Annotated in this window: 14 protein-coding genes; 6 read left to right on the top strand and 8 right to left on the bottom strand. The window is 41.9% G+C overall.

From position 1 onward, the window contains the following. Nucleotides 1-229 precede the first annotated feature (229 nt). From NI466_RS03945 to thiM, 3 genes are all read left to right on the top strand, one after another. The gene (locus tag NI466_RS03945; RefSeq protein WP_253172808.1) at nt 230-487 is read left to right on the top strand and encodes a hypothetical protein; all 258 of its coding nucleotides are present in this window, start codon (nt 230-232) and stop codon (nt 485-487) included. Between the two features lie 161 nt (nt 488-648). Continuing rightward, nucleotides 649-1,809: a hypothetical protein gene (locus NI466_RS03940; RefSeq protein WP_253172806.1), complete on the top strand. Its 1,161-nt coding sequence runs from the start codon at nt 649-651 to the stop codon at nt 1,807-1,809. A 40-nt stretch (nt 1,810-1,849) separates the two neighbouring features. Continuing rightward, nucleotides 1,850-2,689, top strand: coding sequence for a hydroxyethylthiazole kinase (gene thiM, locus NI466_RS03935; RefSeq protein ID WP_253172805.1), 840 nt, complete (start codon nt 1,850-1,852; stop codon nt 2,687-2,689). Between the two features lie 571 nt (nt 2,690-3,260). On the opposite strand, the gene NI466_RS03930 is transcribed toward thiM, so the two are convergent. Next, complete coding sequence (locus tag NI466_RS03930; protein ID WP_005247303.1) at nt 3,261-4,784, bottom strand: TerC family protein; 1,524 nt, start codon at nt 4,782-4,784, stop codon at nt 3,261-3,263. Between the two features lie 742 nt (nt 4,785-5,526). On the opposite strand from NI466_RS03930, the gene NI466_RS03925 reads away from it, so the two are divergent. Then, a complete protein-coding gene (locus tag NI466_RS03925) occupies nt 5,527-5,991 on the top strand; it encodes a MarR family winged helix-turn-helix transcriptional regulator (protein WP_004278843.1) in 465 nt (154 codons plus the stop codon). Nucleotides 5,992-6,068: 77 nt separating this feature from the next. Here the strand turns inward: NI466_RS03925 and NI466_RS03920 are convergent, their stop codons facing one another. From NI466_RS03920 to NI466_RS03900, 5 genes are all read right to left on the bottom strand, one after another. Continuing rightward, nucleotides 6,069-6,731, bottom strand: a complete 663-nt coding sequence (locus NI466_RS03920) for an SOS response-associated peptidase family protein (protein WP_253172803.1) — start codon at nt 6,729-6,731, stop codon at nt 6,069-6,071. A gap of 92 nt (nt 6,732-6,823) precedes the next feature. Next, nucleotides 6,824-8,272, bottom strand: coding sequence for an aldehyde dehydrogenase family protein (locus tag NI466_RS03915; protein ID WP_253172802.1), 1,449 nt, complete (start codon nt 8,270-8,272; stop codon nt 6,824-6,826). 128 nt (nt 8,273-8,400) lie between these two features. Next, the gene (locus NI466_RS03910) at nt 8,401-10,566 is read right to left on the bottom strand and encodes a malate synthase G (RefSeq protein ID WP_004645449.1); all 2,166 of its coding nucleotides are present in this window, start codon (nt 10,564-10,566) and stop codon (nt 8,401-8,403) included. A gap of 367 nt (nt 10,567-10,933) precedes the next feature. Beyond that, nucleotides 10,934-12,085: a cell division protein ZapE gene (gene zapE / locus NI466_RS03905; protein ID WP_005252217.1), complete on the bottom strand. Its 1,152-nt coding sequence runs from the start codon at nt 12,083-12,085 to the stop codon at nt 10,934-10,936. An 84-nt stretch (nt 12,086-12,169) separates the two neighbouring features. Then, a complete protein-coding gene (locus NI466_RS03900) occupies nt 12,170-13,177 on the bottom strand; it encodes a helix-turn-helix domain-containing protein (RefSeq protein WP_004645451.1) in 1,008 nt (335 codons plus the stop codon). 144 nt (nt 13,178-13,321) lie between these two features. On the opposite strand from NI466_RS03900, the gene NI466_RS03895 reads away from it, so the two are divergent. Continuing rightward, entirely contained in the window at nt 13,322-14,818 is a 1,497-nt protein-coding gene (locus NI466_RS03895; RefSeq protein ID WP_253172800.1) for a flavin-containing monooxygenase, read from the top strand. Between the two features lie 68 nt (nt 14,819-14,886). Continuing rightward, nucleotides 14,887-15,795, top strand: a complete 909-nt coding sequence (locus tag NI466_RS03890) for a LysO family transporter (RefSeq protein ID WP_253172799.1) — start codon at nt 14,887-14,889, stop codon at nt 15,793-15,795. Between the two features lie 435 nt (nt 15,796-16,230). Here NI466_RS03890 and pyrF read toward each other — a convergent pair whose 3' ends face one another. Then, nucleotides 16,231-16,911 carry an orotidine-5'-phosphate decarboxylase gene (gene pyrF / locus NI466_RS03885; protein WP_004645455.1) on the bottom strand — a complete coding sequence of 227 codons (681 nt, stop codon included), beginning with the start codon at nt 16,909-16,911 and terminating at the stop codon, nt 16,231-16,233. A 36-nt stretch (nt 16,912-16,947) separates the two neighbouring features. Then, a complete protein-coding gene (locus NI466_RS03880) occupies nt 16,948-17,307 on the bottom strand; it encodes a lipopolysaccharide assembly protein LapA domain-containing protein (protein ID WP_004278852.1) in 360 nt (119 codons plus the stop codon). Nucleotides 17,308-17,329: the final 22 nt, after the last annotated feature.

Below are 17,329 nucleotides of genomic sequence, written 5' to 3'. Positions count from 1 at the left end.
ACCTAATTGAGCAGCACTCGGCTCTACATAAGAAATATCTGTGCCATAAAAATAGCCAGCATCATAATTTCTTACATTTTTATAAATCACTGATTTAAAAATATATAATTTTATTTGCTGAGTACCGCATAAATGCAGATTAAAAAATGAGCACACTTCTTGCTACAGTTAAACTGTGTTTTTCCACACTTCCAATGAAAGAATAATGATAACGATGATGAGGTGAGCCATGTATTTAAAACAGCATGTTGTACGGATCGAAAATATCAAAACTTTGCAGACCCTGGATCAGGCCAATATTGACCATAAAGTGATTGCCCTGTTGATGAGCTGTGAATGCATTCCGCTTCAGGCCCATGAAGTGACTGCCATTCTCAACACCTACGATGCACTCGGTGCCAAAAAAGTGCCCTCTAAAAAGGTTCAGGCCTTAATTCATGCCAAACACCGCGGCGAGGAGGACGACACATTACCCTGCCCGGTTTAAAAAACGTCATTTCATGTTTTTAAAATCAGAGCTACTTCGGTAGCTCTTCTCCTGTTTGGGTGACTAATTTTGATTTAGAAAAATTGCACCAGTCCACTACGTTTGCATCTCATCAGCCGTGTATAATCAAATGCCCTTCCATTTTAGAGTTGCTCGCGACCATGGTATTCAGTGTTCTGCAAAAACAGCTTGATGAAAGTACCCACTGTCCGCTGTGTAAGGCATCGATGTATTGGATTGAGGCAGAGCAATATGATCAGGAACTGAGCTATCACGAATGCAGCCATTGTCAGCATCAGCTGTATTCCGATCAAAAGCACAATTGTTATTGCGACCACTGTCTGGCGCAGCGTAAACGCATGCTCAAGGAAGTCCGTTTACAGGAAAACCGTCAATATCATAAAAAACAGGATCGACCGGTTCTTGAGCTGAATCAGCTCAGTTTTATCAATAAACTGTTTTTACTCGCGATTCTGGATGAACAGGTTCAGGAATATAGCCAGCACCGCGAATATATTGACTGGCATCAAATTCGATATTATTCCATCAGTCCCAACTATCTGTTTCAGCATGGTCTGGTGAAAATCCTAATCAGGGATCAGGTTCTGATTCCCAAAGATCTCCAGCAGGAAAATCAGCATTATTATATTAATGTGCGACTGGATGGCTATTCTGAACCGACCCTATTCAGCATTACCCAGCAGCTGCGCAATTGGTTTTATCAGAACCTGAGCCAAGGTGTGCCCTTTAAAAGTGCAGATGAAGTCAAAGATGCACTCTATTGCCTGCTGTATGAAGAAATCATTCAGTTTGCTCAATTCTATTGCCGTAGCTGGAATGTGCAGATTGCCGGAAATCAGAGCTTTCAGACCTTTTGCTATCGTCTTTTGGATGTACTGGCTGTAGGCCAGATTTATTATCTGGTACAAACGGGACTTGAATATCTGTACAAACAAAAAGCCCTCAAGCCTCGCAATGAAAACTTTATTAATACCAATCTGCTGAAAAAAACCTTACAGCAGTACCGCGAACGTTCAGTTACAGAAAAATGGGAAACCTCTACCCTGCCGCGTCCACCGCAACTGGCATTCAGCAAGATGAGCGAAATCCTGTTTTATCGGTTTTTGGGCTATGATGAAAATATCTTCTTTCAGCCGGTGTGGCGTTCGTGGCACAAGATCGAACCCCGCCTGAAATTTTATTCCCAAAAACGTTGTATGCACTGCGGCTCACAGGAACTGTCGGTGGATTATGATGCCAGTGATTATGTCAGCCTGTTCTGTCGTAGCTGCAAGCATCAAGACCACTATTTTACCCGCTGACCGAATACAACGAATCTTTCTCTTCTTCTAAATAACCATTATGACGACTTCGATGCAAGCACTACAGCAAACGCTTCTGGATCAGATCTGTGAGGCCTGGTTGAAACTTCAGCAACAGCAGCCCCTGGTACATATAATGACCAATACGGTGGCCAGTAACTATGTCGCCAATATTGTACTGGCTGCACATGCATCTCCGGCTATGATCGACAATCCGTTTGAAGCTGAAAGTTTTGCCAAGATTGCAGCAGCAATCAGTCTGAATCTGGGTACACCGACGACAGAGCAGGTTCAGGCGATGCAGATTGCTGCGAAAACTGCACATCAGCTGCAAAAACCCTGGGTGCTTGATCCTGTCGGTTATGGAACAGTTCTGCACTGGCGTTCTGGCGTCGTAGATCAGTTGATGCATTCCCAACCTACGATTTTACGAGGCAATGCTTCTGAAATTGGTGCTTTGGCCGGTAAGCAGATTGAGTCCAAGGGTGTAGATAGCACGGTAGACAGTGCGGATGTTTATTTACAGGCGCAAACTTTGCTGGATCATTGTGAATGTATCGCGATCTCCGGTGAATCCGATTATATTATTTCTAGAGACTATCCTGTGATACAGGTGTCAGGCGGTTCTGCTTTACAGCCCCGAATCACGGCGATGGGATGTGCGCTCGGTGCACTAATTGCTGCCTATAGTGCATTAACGTCTCCAGCCCTTGCTGCATTGACTGCGCATGTACATTTTGCAATTGCCGGTCAATTGGCATTTGAACGCGCACAACAGTTAGGCAGTTTTAATGTCGCCTTTCTGGATGAAATCCATCAGCTCAATACTGAAACAATCCGAAAATACGCCAACTTTAAAATTCTGCCAGAATCCATTTAGTTTACTGGTCGCTTCACAGGGTGTTTATTCTCTTGAATAGATAAACGCCCCTATTTAGATTGATCCTGCTCATTTGCTCTATTGACCTCATTAGAAATGTTTTGTCTAGCTCTTTCGGAGATCATTTTTGAGTAGTTTTATTCTGAACTGAGTAGGCTTCATGCAACTTATCTAGTGATTTCCACACAAACGGTTTCCATTTTACTTAAGATCTGTTTGCATCATGCAAATCTAGTTCATGTGAATTGTAGTTCAATTTTTTGTCAGTATTTAAATATGACTTTTAAGTTTTGATTAACAGGTTACATGAATCAATATTTGATGCTTGATCATGCTTATTTTCGATTGCTGACTTGACTTTTTCGGCTTCAAAATCTCACTGCAATATCCGGATATTCAGCTCAATCGGGAACATGACTAATAGTATGAATAAACTGATAAAAATCAGTTTAAACGAAGGCTCATATTATTTTAATGAGCCACATTCAACAGACATGCATTAAAAAAGCCAGCTGCCACTAAAGCAACTGACTTTTAGAATTTGAACAAATAACGTGTTTAAAACACCTGTTTAACCTACGTAATGAATGCTGACCGACTTGATACGATTGCTTTCAATTTCAGTGACTTTGAACTGTACACCCTGATAATTTAACTCGGTGCCAACTTCAACCGTACTGTTGGTTTTATCCAGAATCAAACCCGCCACACTGATATAACCGGCATCTTCATCAATCAGATCAATCATGCCAAGCTCAAGCTCAAGCTGATAAAGATCTAACATGCCCGATGCAATCCAGTGCGTATCATCGATTTTAACTAGATCTAGCTGTTCATCAGCATCCGGGAATTCACCGGCAATTGCTTCAAACACATCTAGCGGTGAAATCAGACCCTGCACATTACCAAACTCATCACTCACCAAGACCAAAGAACCTTTAGAGGTACGCAAGGTATTGATTGCGTCAATAACTTTCATTTTTTCAAAGATATAAATTGGGCGATGACGTTTAATCAGTGCTTTTAATTCTTCCGGCTCTTCCAGTACATCCAATAATTCTTTGGCACGTACTACGCTAATCACCTTATCTAGGCTACCGCGACATACCGGGAACAGACTGTGTGGAACAGATAGAATTTTTTCACGGATCTGTTCTGGGCTATCTTCCAGATCAACCCATGAAATCTGACCGCGCGGCGTCATGATCGAAGCGACTGAACGCTCTGCAAGGGTAAGTACCCCACCAATCATATAGCGCTCTTCATCTGCAAAGGTTTCTTGTGCCTGATTATTTTGACTGTCGGTCGTCTCTAGCTTGCCACCCATTAACTTCAGGATCGAGTCAGCCGTACGATGACGCAAAGGAATCTTGGATTCATGTTTAGCAGCATTACGCTGACCAAACTGGTTAAATGCTTCAATTATGATCGCAACACCAATACCTGAATAGATATAGCCTTTAGGAATATGGAAACCAAAACCTTCTGCAATTAGACTGATACCAATCAAAAGTAGGAAGCTTAAACACAGAATCACCACGGTTGGATGACGGTTCACAAAATTGGTCAATGGTTTCGATGCCAATAGCATCACGCCCATTGCAACAATCATGGCAGCCATCATGACATAAATATTGTCGACCATACCAATGGCGGTAATCACTGAATCTAAAGAGAAAACAGCATCTAAAACAACAATCTGTGCAACAACAGCAGTGAAACTTGCATATACCACATTGGTAGACACTGTGACTTCAGGTTTACCTTCAATCTTTTCATGCAGCTCAGTAACGGCCTTATACACCAGGAACAAGCCACCAAATAACAAGATCAGGTCCCGACCGGAGAAGGTCCAGTCAAACACAGTAATCAATGGTTGTGTCAAAGTGACCAACCAGGCAATGGCAAATAACAGGCCTAGACGCATGAATAATGCGAGAGACAAACCAATAACACGTGCTTTATCGCGTTGTTCAGGAGGAAGTTTTTCAGCCAGAATGGCAATGAAGACTAGGTTATCAATACCTAAAACAATTTCAAGAATAATAAGAGTAATTAAACCTACCCAGATTCCGGGATCTAATAAAAATTCCATTAGAGAATGACCCCGTTCGAGTAAGCTAGAAATAGAGATGGAAGATCAACGCACGGCGAGGGATCCATTAAAATTTAACCTATGCAACTTAAGACTATTCCATTATGCATAAACTGAGTATTTTGTAATGTATTAATTTACAAAAAAATTACATGATCATGATTTTATTGAGACTTTTATGATCAACTGATTGATGCTGAAACTGATTAATTTTAATTTTTTCTACATCATGTATTCAAATTGAATTAAAAATAAACAGCATTTAGTTCGATTTGACCATTATTTTTAAGGTCACTTAAAGATTAGAGCATAAACTATTTTTTTATTGAAAGAACAATCACTTAAAAATATAGCTGTAAATAATCATTTACTATATTGACTGAAACCACTCAATCACCCTATATTTCTTAAATCGATTAATTTATTGAAATACAATTATTTGCATTAAAACCTATTCAGACAGGCTGCTTAAGAACAATAAAAAGTCTTGGAAAACATTTCTACTCACGAAATACATAATGAGGAATTAAATTTATACAAAATATTATCGCCTTTCATCCGATTTTAAAGAACAATCTTCGCGCCAGATAAGGCTCACATGCAGAACTGATCAACTCCTTGGGATGTTAAGCAAAACTAAAAAGTGTTAGCGCTTTAACATTTTTAAAATAAAGGTTGAAATATGCATAAACTTTTTCATAAAATGAACGGACCCTAGAAAAATAAATACAAGGAACATTTCATGACTAAGAAATATGCAAAATTTTTGCCGTGTACGGAAGAATTTAATTTAGAAAACTTTCCATATTATTGGGTAACTCAGGTTCATGCTCAATACGTCGTTAATGTCGATCATGCACTAAAAAAGTATGGTGTTGACAATTCCCGCCGCCGCATCCTTCTTGCACTAAAAGCCAAACCGCATGCCAGTGTTTCTGATTTGTCAGAGATGGTTGTTTCTAAAATGTCGACCACGACTAAAATTGTCTACCGCTTAAAAGACGAAGGTCTGGTTGAAACCTATTCATGTGAGGATGACGCACGGATTACCCGAGTATTTTTGACTGACAAAGGCATGCAAATGACACATAAGATCAATGATCTGACCAATGTCGTACTGGAACAGTCATTTGAAGGCCTGACGCCTTTGCAAATTGAAAAAACCATGGAAAGTTTACGTCATATTTTCAAAAATTTAGCTCGTTAAAGACCTACTTTTTATTTTAAATAGACGCTGGCGAATTGGCGCATACTTTACAATAATAAATAATTCGCCAGAGCTTTCTAAAAATCAAAAAAGTTCAGTTGTGGACTGACTTTTTTGATTTTTTCTTTTGGTACATGTGAACATTCAAACTCTTCTACCGGAAAGCCCTCTACAAAGCTACGAATATCCGGATGCCTTAGCGTTAGCCATTCTTGCAGTCGCTGCTGTGGAATCACAATAACCGAGCGTTTGATATTACCCGGCTCATGAAACTCCTTCATCATGGGATGGTCAATTGCATCCATGGTAATCATACTGGCAGAGCGTACAATTTCACCTTGTACCCGAGCAATCTCATACACAGCTGCAATAAAAGTCGCCTGACCATCTTTAGGTCTTACACCCCAACGCTGCGGTTTATTGTCAAAATATTTGGACTCATAAAATTCCGATACCGGAATGACGCCAAAATGACATTTGGCGGTGGCTTCAGCGAAGGTGGGCCTTTGCAGTAAGGTTTCATTTCTGGCGTTATAGGTCTTGGCACCTATAGTTTTGTCTTCTGCCCATTTCGGAATGAGTCCAAAATTCACGGAACGCCATTCCAGTCCTTGAGCTGAATGAAACAAAAGCGGTGTAGCATAATTGGGATAGACCTCCTCTGGATATTCAAAAGGAATTTCTGGCAATCCCAGATTATGCAACTGCTCTAAGGTTAAAGGCTTAAAATTGGCGCACATGGTTCATATATGTAAATCATTCGACCATAACATTATACCGTGATGCCAAGTCGAAGCCTGTCGTATTTCTATAGTTTTAGGCGCATTGCCTGTTATGAATTCGGTACAGTCAACCAATGTGTTCGGGTAAACTCCTCAAAAATCCAGCGGCCATTAAAACGACCCAATCCTGAATTTTTCTCGCCGCCAAAGGGTGCATTTGACTGATCTGCAACACTAATACCATTAATATGCGTCATACCAATATCCAGTTGTGCGGCAAAAGCAGTGCCTCGCTCGATGTTTGAAGTACATACTACGCTGGATAAACCAAACTCGGTCGCATTGGCCAGGTTTAAAGCATGTGCTTCATCCCGAGCTTTTAAAATAGGTAAAATCGGCCCAAAGCTTTCTTGCTGCGCTAAATCGGAATCTTCCGCGACATCAATAAAAATATGTGGAGAAACCAGATTTCCTTCAATTCCCCCTTCATACACCAGTTGTGCGCCCTGCTCGCTGCCTGTGTGAATGATCTGTTGATGCTTTTTAACCTGACTCTGGTTAATGATCGGACCGATCATAGTATCTTCCAGATTTGGATCACCCACCGGAATCATTTTGATCCGATCCAGAAGCTTATCTACGTAAGCATCATGAATAGAGGTATCAACAATGACCCGGTTAGTACTCATGCAAATTTGTCCCTGATGCATAAAACGCCCCATCAGCGTTAGTTCAACCGCAAGATCAAGATCGGCATCATCCAGAATGACCAAAGGTGCATTGCCACCCAGTTCGAGTGCCAGACGCTTGATTCGGGAACTGACCAAGGCTTTACTGCCTACACTTTTCCCCACTTCAGTCGAACCGGTAAATGAAATCATTTTCGGCACTGAATGCTCAACAAAATAATCCCCGATTTCACTGCCAGCACCCGCAACAATATTCAGTGCACCTGCAGGCAAACCTGCCTCTTCAAATAATTTACCGATTAAGGTGCCGCCAGTCACTGGTGTATCACTGGCTGGCTTCAGCACAACGGTATTACCACAGGCAATTGCAGTTGCCACTGAACGTAAGGATAAATGAAATGGAAAGTTCCATGGACTAATGACAGCAATCACGCCTAAGGGCTTGCGCAAAACCATACTTTTACGTGCCGGATCCTTACTTTCCAGCTGTTCTGTTTGGATCCAGTCTGGAAAAGCCAGACTTTCCTGAATGATGCCCAGAGCAGCATCCACCTCAACGCCGGCTTTAATGCGCGTACTGCCTGATTCAATAATGAGCCAGTCAATGATTTCGTCCCGACGCTGCTGAATGATCGCGATTAAATTTTGCAGCACTGTTTTACGTACTTCAATGGATTTCAAGCCCCCCTGCTGGAAAGCCTGCTCTGCTGCGGTATAAGCACTGTCGACATCGACAGAACTGGCAGCTGGCATACTAAAAATTTCGCTCTGGGTATAGGGGTTGATATTTTTTATTGTTCTGGTTGAAGTACCGGCTTGCCACTGACCATGAATAAACTGCTGGTCTAAATTTTGATATACCGTTGTCATTTTATTGTTTCCTCGCATGCTTTGCCCCACTTTAAAAGTTCGGCTGGAAAATTTCTAGTCAGAACGACAGCGGCTTACCATTAGACAATAAAAAAGCCTCCGAAGAGGCTTTTTTAAGCTAGACAGGATTAATCACCTGTATAACCTTTTAACTTTAAACGCGCTGCATGTAGAAGCGGCTCGGTATAACCTGATGGCTGCTCACCACCTTTAAAGATCAGGTCAGATGCTGCCTGGAATGCAATATTGTTGGCAAAGTCAGCAGACATTGGTGTATACAGTGGATCATTGGCATTTTGCTCATCCACAATTTTCGCCATACGTTGCATGACTTCTTCTACCTGTTCACGACTTACGATACCGTGACGCAACCAGTTCGCAACATGTTGTGAAGAAATACGTAAAGTCGCACGGTCTTCCATTAAACCGACATCATTGATGTCTGGAACTTTAGAACAACCTACACCCAAATCTACCCAGCGAACCACATAACCTAAAATACCTTGACAGTTATTTTCGAGTTCTTTGGTTTTTTCTTCTTCAGACCAGTTAGTGTCTTTCGCCAATGGTGGTGTCAACAAATCATCTAGAGATAAAGGCTGAGTCGACAATAATTCTTGCTGACGGTCTGCAACATTAATCTGGTGATAGTGAATCGCGTGAATCACCGCACCTGTAGGTGATGGAACCCATGCACAGCTCGCACCCGCTTCAGGATGTTCAGTTTTGGTTTTGTACATGTCAAGCAGCATGTCTGGCTTTGGCCACATGCCTTTACCAATCTGAGCTTTACCACGTAAACCCGCTTGCAGACCGATCATCACGTTACGGTTTTCATAAGCTGGGAACCAGATTTGGCCTTTTACTTCACCTTTACGAACGAATGGACCAGCTTCCATAAAGGTATGGATTTCATCGCCGGTACGGTCCATGAAACCTGTATTGATGAAGATAGTACGATCTTTGGCTTGTGCAATACAGTTCTTCAAGTTCACAGAAGTACGGCGTTCTTCATCCATGATCCCGATTTTTAAAGTTTTTGCAGGTAAGCCAAGTGCCTGTTCGGCACGTTCAAACAATTCAACGGCAAATGCCACTTCTTCAGGACCATGCATTTTCGGCTTAACGATATACATTGAACCTTGACGCGAGTTCTTGATCGTGTTTTCACCTTTGATGTCTGCGAAAGACAACAATGGCGTAACCAGTGCATCCATGATGCCTTCATAGATCTCTGCGCCATCTACCAGAATCGCCGGGTTTGTCATTAAATGACCAACGTTACGCAGCAACATCAATGAGCGGCCATGAACTTTAGTTTCACCACCTTCTACATTTTTGAAAGTGCGGTCTTCATTCAGTTTACGGGTAACAGTTTTACCGTTTTTCTCAATAGACTCTTCTAAAGTACCTTTCATCAGGCCTAACCAGTTACGGTAGCCTTCTACTTTCTCTTCAGCGTCAACAGCTGCAATCGAGTCTTCCAAGTCCTGAATGGTCGTAACTGCCGCTTCAAGAACGACGTCTTTTACGCCTGCTGCGTCAGTTTGACCAATCGAACTATTGGCATCAATCTGGATGATTGCGTGCAAGCCATTATTTTTAAGTACGATTTCAGTCGGTGCTGAAGCTTCGCCATTGTAACCAACGAATTTAGCGGCATCTGCCACAGTTGTTTTTGAACCGTCTTTTAGGGTAACAACCAGTGCATTAGCTTCAACTGCGTATTGAGTTGCGTCTGCGTGCGAACCTTGTGCCAATGGGAAAGTTTCGTCGAGGAAATTCTTTGCAAATGCGACAACTTTTTCACCACGTTTCGGGTTATAGCCTTTGCCTTTTTCCGCGCCATCTTCTTCAGAGATGACATCGAAACCATAAAGTGCATCGTACAAAGAACCCCAACGTGCGTTTGCAGCGTTCAGGCAGTAACGTGCATTACGTACCGGTACCACCAACTGTGGACCTGCCAGTACTGCAATCTCTTCGTCTACATTTTCAGTGCTGATTTGAAAATCTTCTACTTCTGGTAACAAGTAGCCAATTTCAGTCAAGAAAGCTTTGTAAGCTTGTAATTCAAATGTGTTATTGCGGTGCCATTCATCAATTTTCGCCTGAATGTCATCACGCTTAGCCAAAAGTGCTTTATTTTTAGGGCTAAGATCAACAACGACTTGTTCAAAGTTTTTCCAGTATGTTTCGCTGTCTAAACCAGAACCTGGTAGTGCTTCATTTTCGATGAAATCGTAAAGTTCTTTAGCAATCGCTAACTTGCCTTTTTGAATACGTGCAGTCATTGTCTTTCCTGATATTGCTACTTTTTATACAAGAGATTCTAGTATACCGATTAAAATCTAGCTGAATAGTATTATCACATTGCTAAATACTGAGCATTTTTTCTAATATGAATACCCTCATAAACATATTTGATCTTTCTCAGTTACAAATAGATATCATTCTGCTAAATACCCTAATGACAGTGTATAAAGTTTTCGAAATGTAGAAATTAGACTTAAGTTCAGATTTTCGAGTAAAAATTATGCATTCTAGTTATACACGATCACATTTAGACCAAGATTAAGCCATGTTTAATCAGGCTTGTCGATAATTTAAGTCCCTATTTTTATAAAAAAAAGCGCTGGTAAATGACCAGCGCTTTTATTCTTACTCTCCGTTCACGGAGGCGATTTTCTCAATCTGGCGATGTTCAGAATTCAGGTATTCATCCGACTGCATTTCCAGCAAACGGGAACGGGTTCGTTCAATTTCAAAGGCGAGTTTCTCACCTTGGTAAATATCCACGATATTATCTTCCGAGGTTAAGAGCAACTTGACGCCGCGGTCATAAAATTCATCGACCAGATAAATAAAACGGCGTGTTCCATCATTCAGAAAATCGGTCAGGTGCGGTACATTGCTGACCAACACCGTATTATAAATATTGGCGATTTCAATAAAATCAGCCGGACTACGTGGCTTTAAACACAGCTCAGAAAACTCGCACCACAATACATCTTCAGTATGTGACACGGTTTCAACAATACGGTTGTTGATAATAATCGGCTCTTCAGAACAGGTCTGTGTCTGAGTCAAAGCGCTAAAACGTTGTGCAATCCAGTTTTTATGATCATGGGTCAACGGGAATTTAAACAGTTGTGCCTGTTTTAGAACCCGTAGACGGTAATCGACTCCGGCATCAACATTTAATACCACACAGTTTTTCTTGACCAGTTCGATGGTAGGCATAAAACGGTCACGGTGAATGCCGTTTTTATATAAACCGTCCGGTGCGATATTCGAAGTCGCGACCAAGGTAATACCGCGTTCAAACAGCTTCTGGAACAGATCACTCAAGATCATCGCATCCGTCACATTGGATACAAAGAATTCATCAAAACAGATGATGACGGCTTCTTTATAAATCCGATCCGCCACGATATCTAGCGGGTTACGCTGTCCGGATAATTTGTTTAACTCACGATGCACATGCTGCATAAAATGATGAAAATGCATCCGGGTTTTACGGCGAAACGGAATCGAATCGTAAAATTGATCCATGAGCCAGGTTTTGCCACGTCCTACTCCGCCCCACATATACACGCCTTTGGGAGACGTCTGACGACGAAAACGGCGAAATGCTTTTTTCGATGCCTTAAAACGCTGAATCAATTCCAGCCAAACACGATTCAGTTCATGTACTGCCATTGCCTGTGCTTCATCAGGCATAAACTGTCCTGAAGAGATCGCTTGCGCATAACGTTCTGCAGGAGAAATCGGACTAAAAGCGGTGCTGTGCTGTGAATTAAAATCGGACATAGAATTTCGTACTATTTGGGATCAATTTAATTATAGCGGAGTTTAATCAACACGCTATAACACTTTGGCATAAACAAGCTTAGGCTATTTTATATATTGCCGAGGACTTTGCCCAAACCAGCGTTTAAAGGCATGGTTAAAAGCAGCCGGCTCGGAATAGCCTAATAATTCTGCAATCATTTCAATCGAATACTGTTTGTATTCAATCAGTCGCAAAGCCTTATCTTTAATAATTTCTTCGCGAATCTGCTTATAACTGGTATCACACTGCTGTAACTGATGCCGCAAGGTTCGTTCCGGAATATTCAACGCCTGTGCCGTTTCAGCCATGCTCGGCATCAGGCCGCTTTGGATCTCCAGATAATCCTGCACGCGCTGCACCACAGTCGGCGTCTGCTCATCCTGTTGCAAGCGTTCCAGTTCAGCCAGACATTTGGCTTCATAGACGGCAAAAGTCACCGCATCCGCAGAGGGAATTTTAATATCCAGCACTGCTTCATCAAACCAGAATGCTGCCCGAGATGCATCAAACTGTACCTGTGTTCCATAATAATCATGGTAGACCTTTAAGGTATTCAGATCTTCTGGATAGGCAAATGGCAACTCGATCCGCAAATCAGGTTTGGATAAGCCCATCAATTTGTAGATTTCCCGGATAAACTTAAACGTTCCGGAAATCTCTGCCTGTGCCAGCAACATTCTCAAATGATCATCCTGCTGCTTGGCTCGATAACATAGCGCGCTATGATGCTCGCTTTGCTGCAAGGCCAACTGACCGGTCAAATGCGTCAACTGCTGAAAACGGATCACCTGATTCAATGCATCACGTACCGTAGGACTGGTCACCAGCAACATGAGTAAGGGACCATAACCTGCCAAAGCATAATGCTGGCCAATCAATAATCCCTGTTCAGGTTGGATTTCCTGTCCTACCACCTTAAGCACATCATGTTCCAGACTCGGATGGATCACCGAGCTTGGATCAAAGGCATCTACACGCAGTCCAATGTTTTGCAGTTTCTGATCGACTTCCATGCCAGCCTTGCGCATCCCTTGAATCAAATACATCAGACTGAGAACAGAACGTTTCATAACCATACAAATACAATGTGATTGCTCTAGTTGTACTATAAAAATAATGTGTCGGCTATTGCCGTTTAGATCAATTTTATGTCTAATCGTTTAGGAGCAAATTACGATAAATATCCAACATTAAAATAAACAAGGAATGTACGAATGCTAGATCATGCCACCGCTACACGCTCCCCCCCTCATACCAAAGTTGCCATTATTGGAGCTGGTTTCGGCGGTATTGCCATGGCAATACGTTTACAACAGCATGGTATTTATGACTTTATTATTCTGGAAAAAGGGAGCGATTTTGGCGGAACTTGGCGGGACAATCAGTACCCTGGAGCAGCCTGTGACGTGCAATCACATTTGTATTCCTTGTCATTTGCTCCAAAAAGTAATTGGTCCAAGCGTTATGCGGAAGCACCCGAGATATTTTCTTATATTCAGGATCTGGTGACCGATTATAACCTGCGTGCTTTTTGCCGTTTAAATACCGAGGTACTGGCAGCGCATTACCAGGCAGAACGCTGTCTATGGCAATTACAGCTACAGGATCAAAGTATCCTTGAAGCCCAGTTCGTTATCTTCGCTTCTGGGCCATTGCATATCCCCCAAATTCCACATATTCCTGGTATTGAGAAATTCCAAGGTAAAGTCTTTCATTCTGCGCAATGGGATCACACTTATGATGTGACTGGCAAAAATGTCGCATCGATTGGTACAGGTGGCAGTGCCATTCAATATATTCCAGAAATTGCCCCGAAATGCAAACAACTGTATGTCATGCAACGTACTGCGGCTTGGGTCATTCCTCGGGATGAACGTGCCTACCCGAATCTTGAAAAGAAACTCTTCAAAAAATATGACTGGTTTAGAAAGCTACACCGTGCCCGCCTGTATTGGTCAAATGAATCGCGTGTGGTACCGATTGTCAAACCGGGCATTATGAAATTCACCCAAAAACTGGCAGAACTATTCATTAAATATGAGGTCAAAAACCCTGAATTGGCCAAAAAACTAACTCCCGATTACATCATGGGCTGCAAACGTATTCTGGTTTCAAATAAATACTTCCCGACGTCTAACCGCCATAATGTGGAACTGGTGACCGAGAAGATTCAGGAACTGACTGAACACAGTATCATTACACAAGATAGAAAAGAGCGGCCGATTGACTGTCTGATTTATGGCACCGGATTCATTACCGATCCACGTATCTATATGAAGAATTTTCAATGTACCGGGCTTGATGGCGTAGAACTGAATGAAATGTGGAAACAAGGTGCTGAAAGCTATTATGGAATTTGCGTGAAAGACTTTCCAAACCTGTTTCAGTTACCGGGGCCAAATACCCTATTGGCACACAACTCTGTGATTTTTATGATTGAGGCACAAGTCGAATATATTTTGCAATTGATGCAACTGGTCGATCAATCCCAAAGCGATGCCATTATGGTTAAAGACCAGGCACAAGATACATTTAATCAGCAGGTACAACATATGTTTGAAAAGACCGTGTGGCAATCTGGCTGTGTCAGCTGGTATCAGCAGGAAGGCGGCAAGAACTTTGCCTTATGGCCAACTTATACCTGGAAATACTGGCTCAAAACAAAAAAACCAAATGTCGCAGATTATCGATTATTGAATAAAGTCGCCTAAAAGCTTTTTACCATCTGACATCAAGCGGTGGCATAATTTATAGGTAATTTTTTCAATCCATTAAATTTATGCAATCGCTTTGGCTTATCTTTCAGCTTTTATTCTGTCTAGCACTCGGTTTTGCCATGGCAAAACGAATTCCACTTTCGATTATTAAAATCTGTTTCAAGCTATTACCCTATTTTAGCTACGTTTTATTGATTGCAATTGCCTTTGAATTTTCACAACTGGTAGATGAATTACAGCATCCCCTACAGATTTTAAGTACGTCGATCAGTATTGCCTTTCTGACTTCGCTCGGTGCTTTTGCATTTTGTTATCTACTATTTAAATGGGCAGGTTATCTTCCTAGTTCTGGTCGGGTATCCGTCGATCTGGTAGTTAAATCCTTGCTGAATATGAGCTATGCCTTTTTGGCTCTCGCAGGTGGATACTTTTTACATGCGGGCTTGAGTCTGTTTGATCTATCCTTGCAAATCAGCACCTGGCATTTGTTGCTGGTATTTATGTTCATGATTGGCCTGGATCTGGCTTATTCACCTTTAGATCGTTCCTGGTTAAATTTTAAAATTCTCTTAGTTCCAATCGGTTGTATTTTCGGTTCATTATTCGCGGTCATGCTTTATTCATTCTGGAACACCGACATCAGTCTGAAAGATTTGATCATGCTGTCACAAGGCTATGGATTTTACTCAATGTCAGGCGTTGTCGTGACAGAACTCAGAAATGCAGAACTCGGCAGTATCGCGCTAATGAATGACCTGTTTAGAGAAATTTTCGCCATCTTACTGATGTATTGTCTGGGCTGGAGATATCCAAGGTCGGCCATTTCCGCCGCGGGGGCAACTGCAATGGATGTGACTTTACCGATGGTTAAACAGGCTTGCGGGCATGATTTTATTCCACATGCTATGGTCAGTGGTTTTATTTTGTCACTGTTAGCACCAGTCACGGTGAGTGTACTGGCAGCGATTTAATTGTTTTATCGCTTTCTCAATCTCACTAAATCCCTTTTTTATAAAGAGGGACCTCTCCTCCTTGAGTAAGCTCTAAACCAGAATCTTAAAACGAAGCACAAGCAAGAAGGCCGGGAGGGCTGACTAAAACTTAAATCAATATCACTTAAGGCATCGCCTACTGTTTCAATAACATCCGAAGCAAGACTGATGGCATCAGATGCCAAACTGACCACATCGATCCCCGCTGTCCGATCTGCTGAGCTTGCCTGCTGTTGTTGCTATTCTTGTTGCTTAAGCTGTTCCGCCTGTTGAATATTTTGAATCACGTCATTCTGTACTTTTTCTAATTGTGGTTCAGATGAAGTCATCATTTTTCCTTTTTATTTTATAACCATTTTTTCAATATATAAAAAAAGCCTTTCGACTGAAAGGCTTTTTGTCATTCAAACCGTATTAAAGCGTTGCCAAAATATCTTTCAAAGTCTGACGCATATTTTTAGACTGGGTAATCGGGCGACCAATTACCAGATGTGTTGAGCCATCTAGCATTGCCTGTTTCGGTGTCACAATACGTTTCTGGTCATCTGCATTCGACCCTTCTGGACGAATGCCGGGTGTCACTAATGCAAAGTCTTTTCCAATCGTTTCACGTAACATTTTCGCTTCTTGAGCTGAGCAAACCACCCCATCTAGACCACTGTCTTTTGTCAGTTGTGCCAGACGTTTTACATGCTCATTTGGCTCAATATCCAGACCAATATCTTTCAAGTCTTCACGGCCCATTGACGTCAATACAGTCACTGCAATCAACTGAGTTTTATAATTACCCGCTTGCAAACGCTCTACACAGGTTTCCATCATCTTGCGGCCACCTGAGGCATGCACATTGACCATCCACACACCCAAATCTGCTGCCGCGCATACTGCCTGTGCTGTTGTATTTGGAATATCATGAAATTTCAGATCCAGAAATACATCAAAGCCTTTATCTTGAAGTGCTTTGACAATAATTGGACCTTCATGGGTAAATAACTCTTTACCAACTTTAAGTCGACACAAGGCAGGATCTAACTGTTCTGCAATGGCTAAGGCATCAAATTGGCTTTTGGCATCTAGTGCGACGATGATACTCAAGAGATTACCCCTTCATATAGGCAAAAAATAAGCCCATTATAATGGGCTTTGATTTTCATTGGTAATATCTAATACAGTTTTTTCATGCCGGGTATGGGCTGCTGCTTCAGCGGCCATTAACTTGGCTGTATTCAACTGTTCCTTACGTAGATGTTCAATGTCTTTACGCAGTCGTTTAATTTCCCAATTCGTCTGAAAAACCCGGAAGATCTGAACGCCCAATAACAGGCCCAAAACGACACCTAAAGATAATGTGAGGAGAAGTAATAATCCCAGGCGCATTGCGGGAACTTGAGTAAATAACAAGTCCACTGACAATTCAGTACCGTTTTGCAAAACTAAAGCTAATGAATAACCAAACAGTACCAATAAAAGAATGACCAGAACGTAACGCATGAACACCCCGCAAAATATTTAC

Source organism: Acinetobacter lwoffii (assembly GCF_024129595.1).
GTDB lineage: Bacteria > Pseudomonadota > Gammaproteobacteria > Pseudomonadales > Moraxellaceae > Acinetobacter > Acinetobacter lwoffii_O.
Note: the sequence above shows the minus strand (reverse complement) of the source record. Positions and strands in the feature narration are given on the sequence as shown.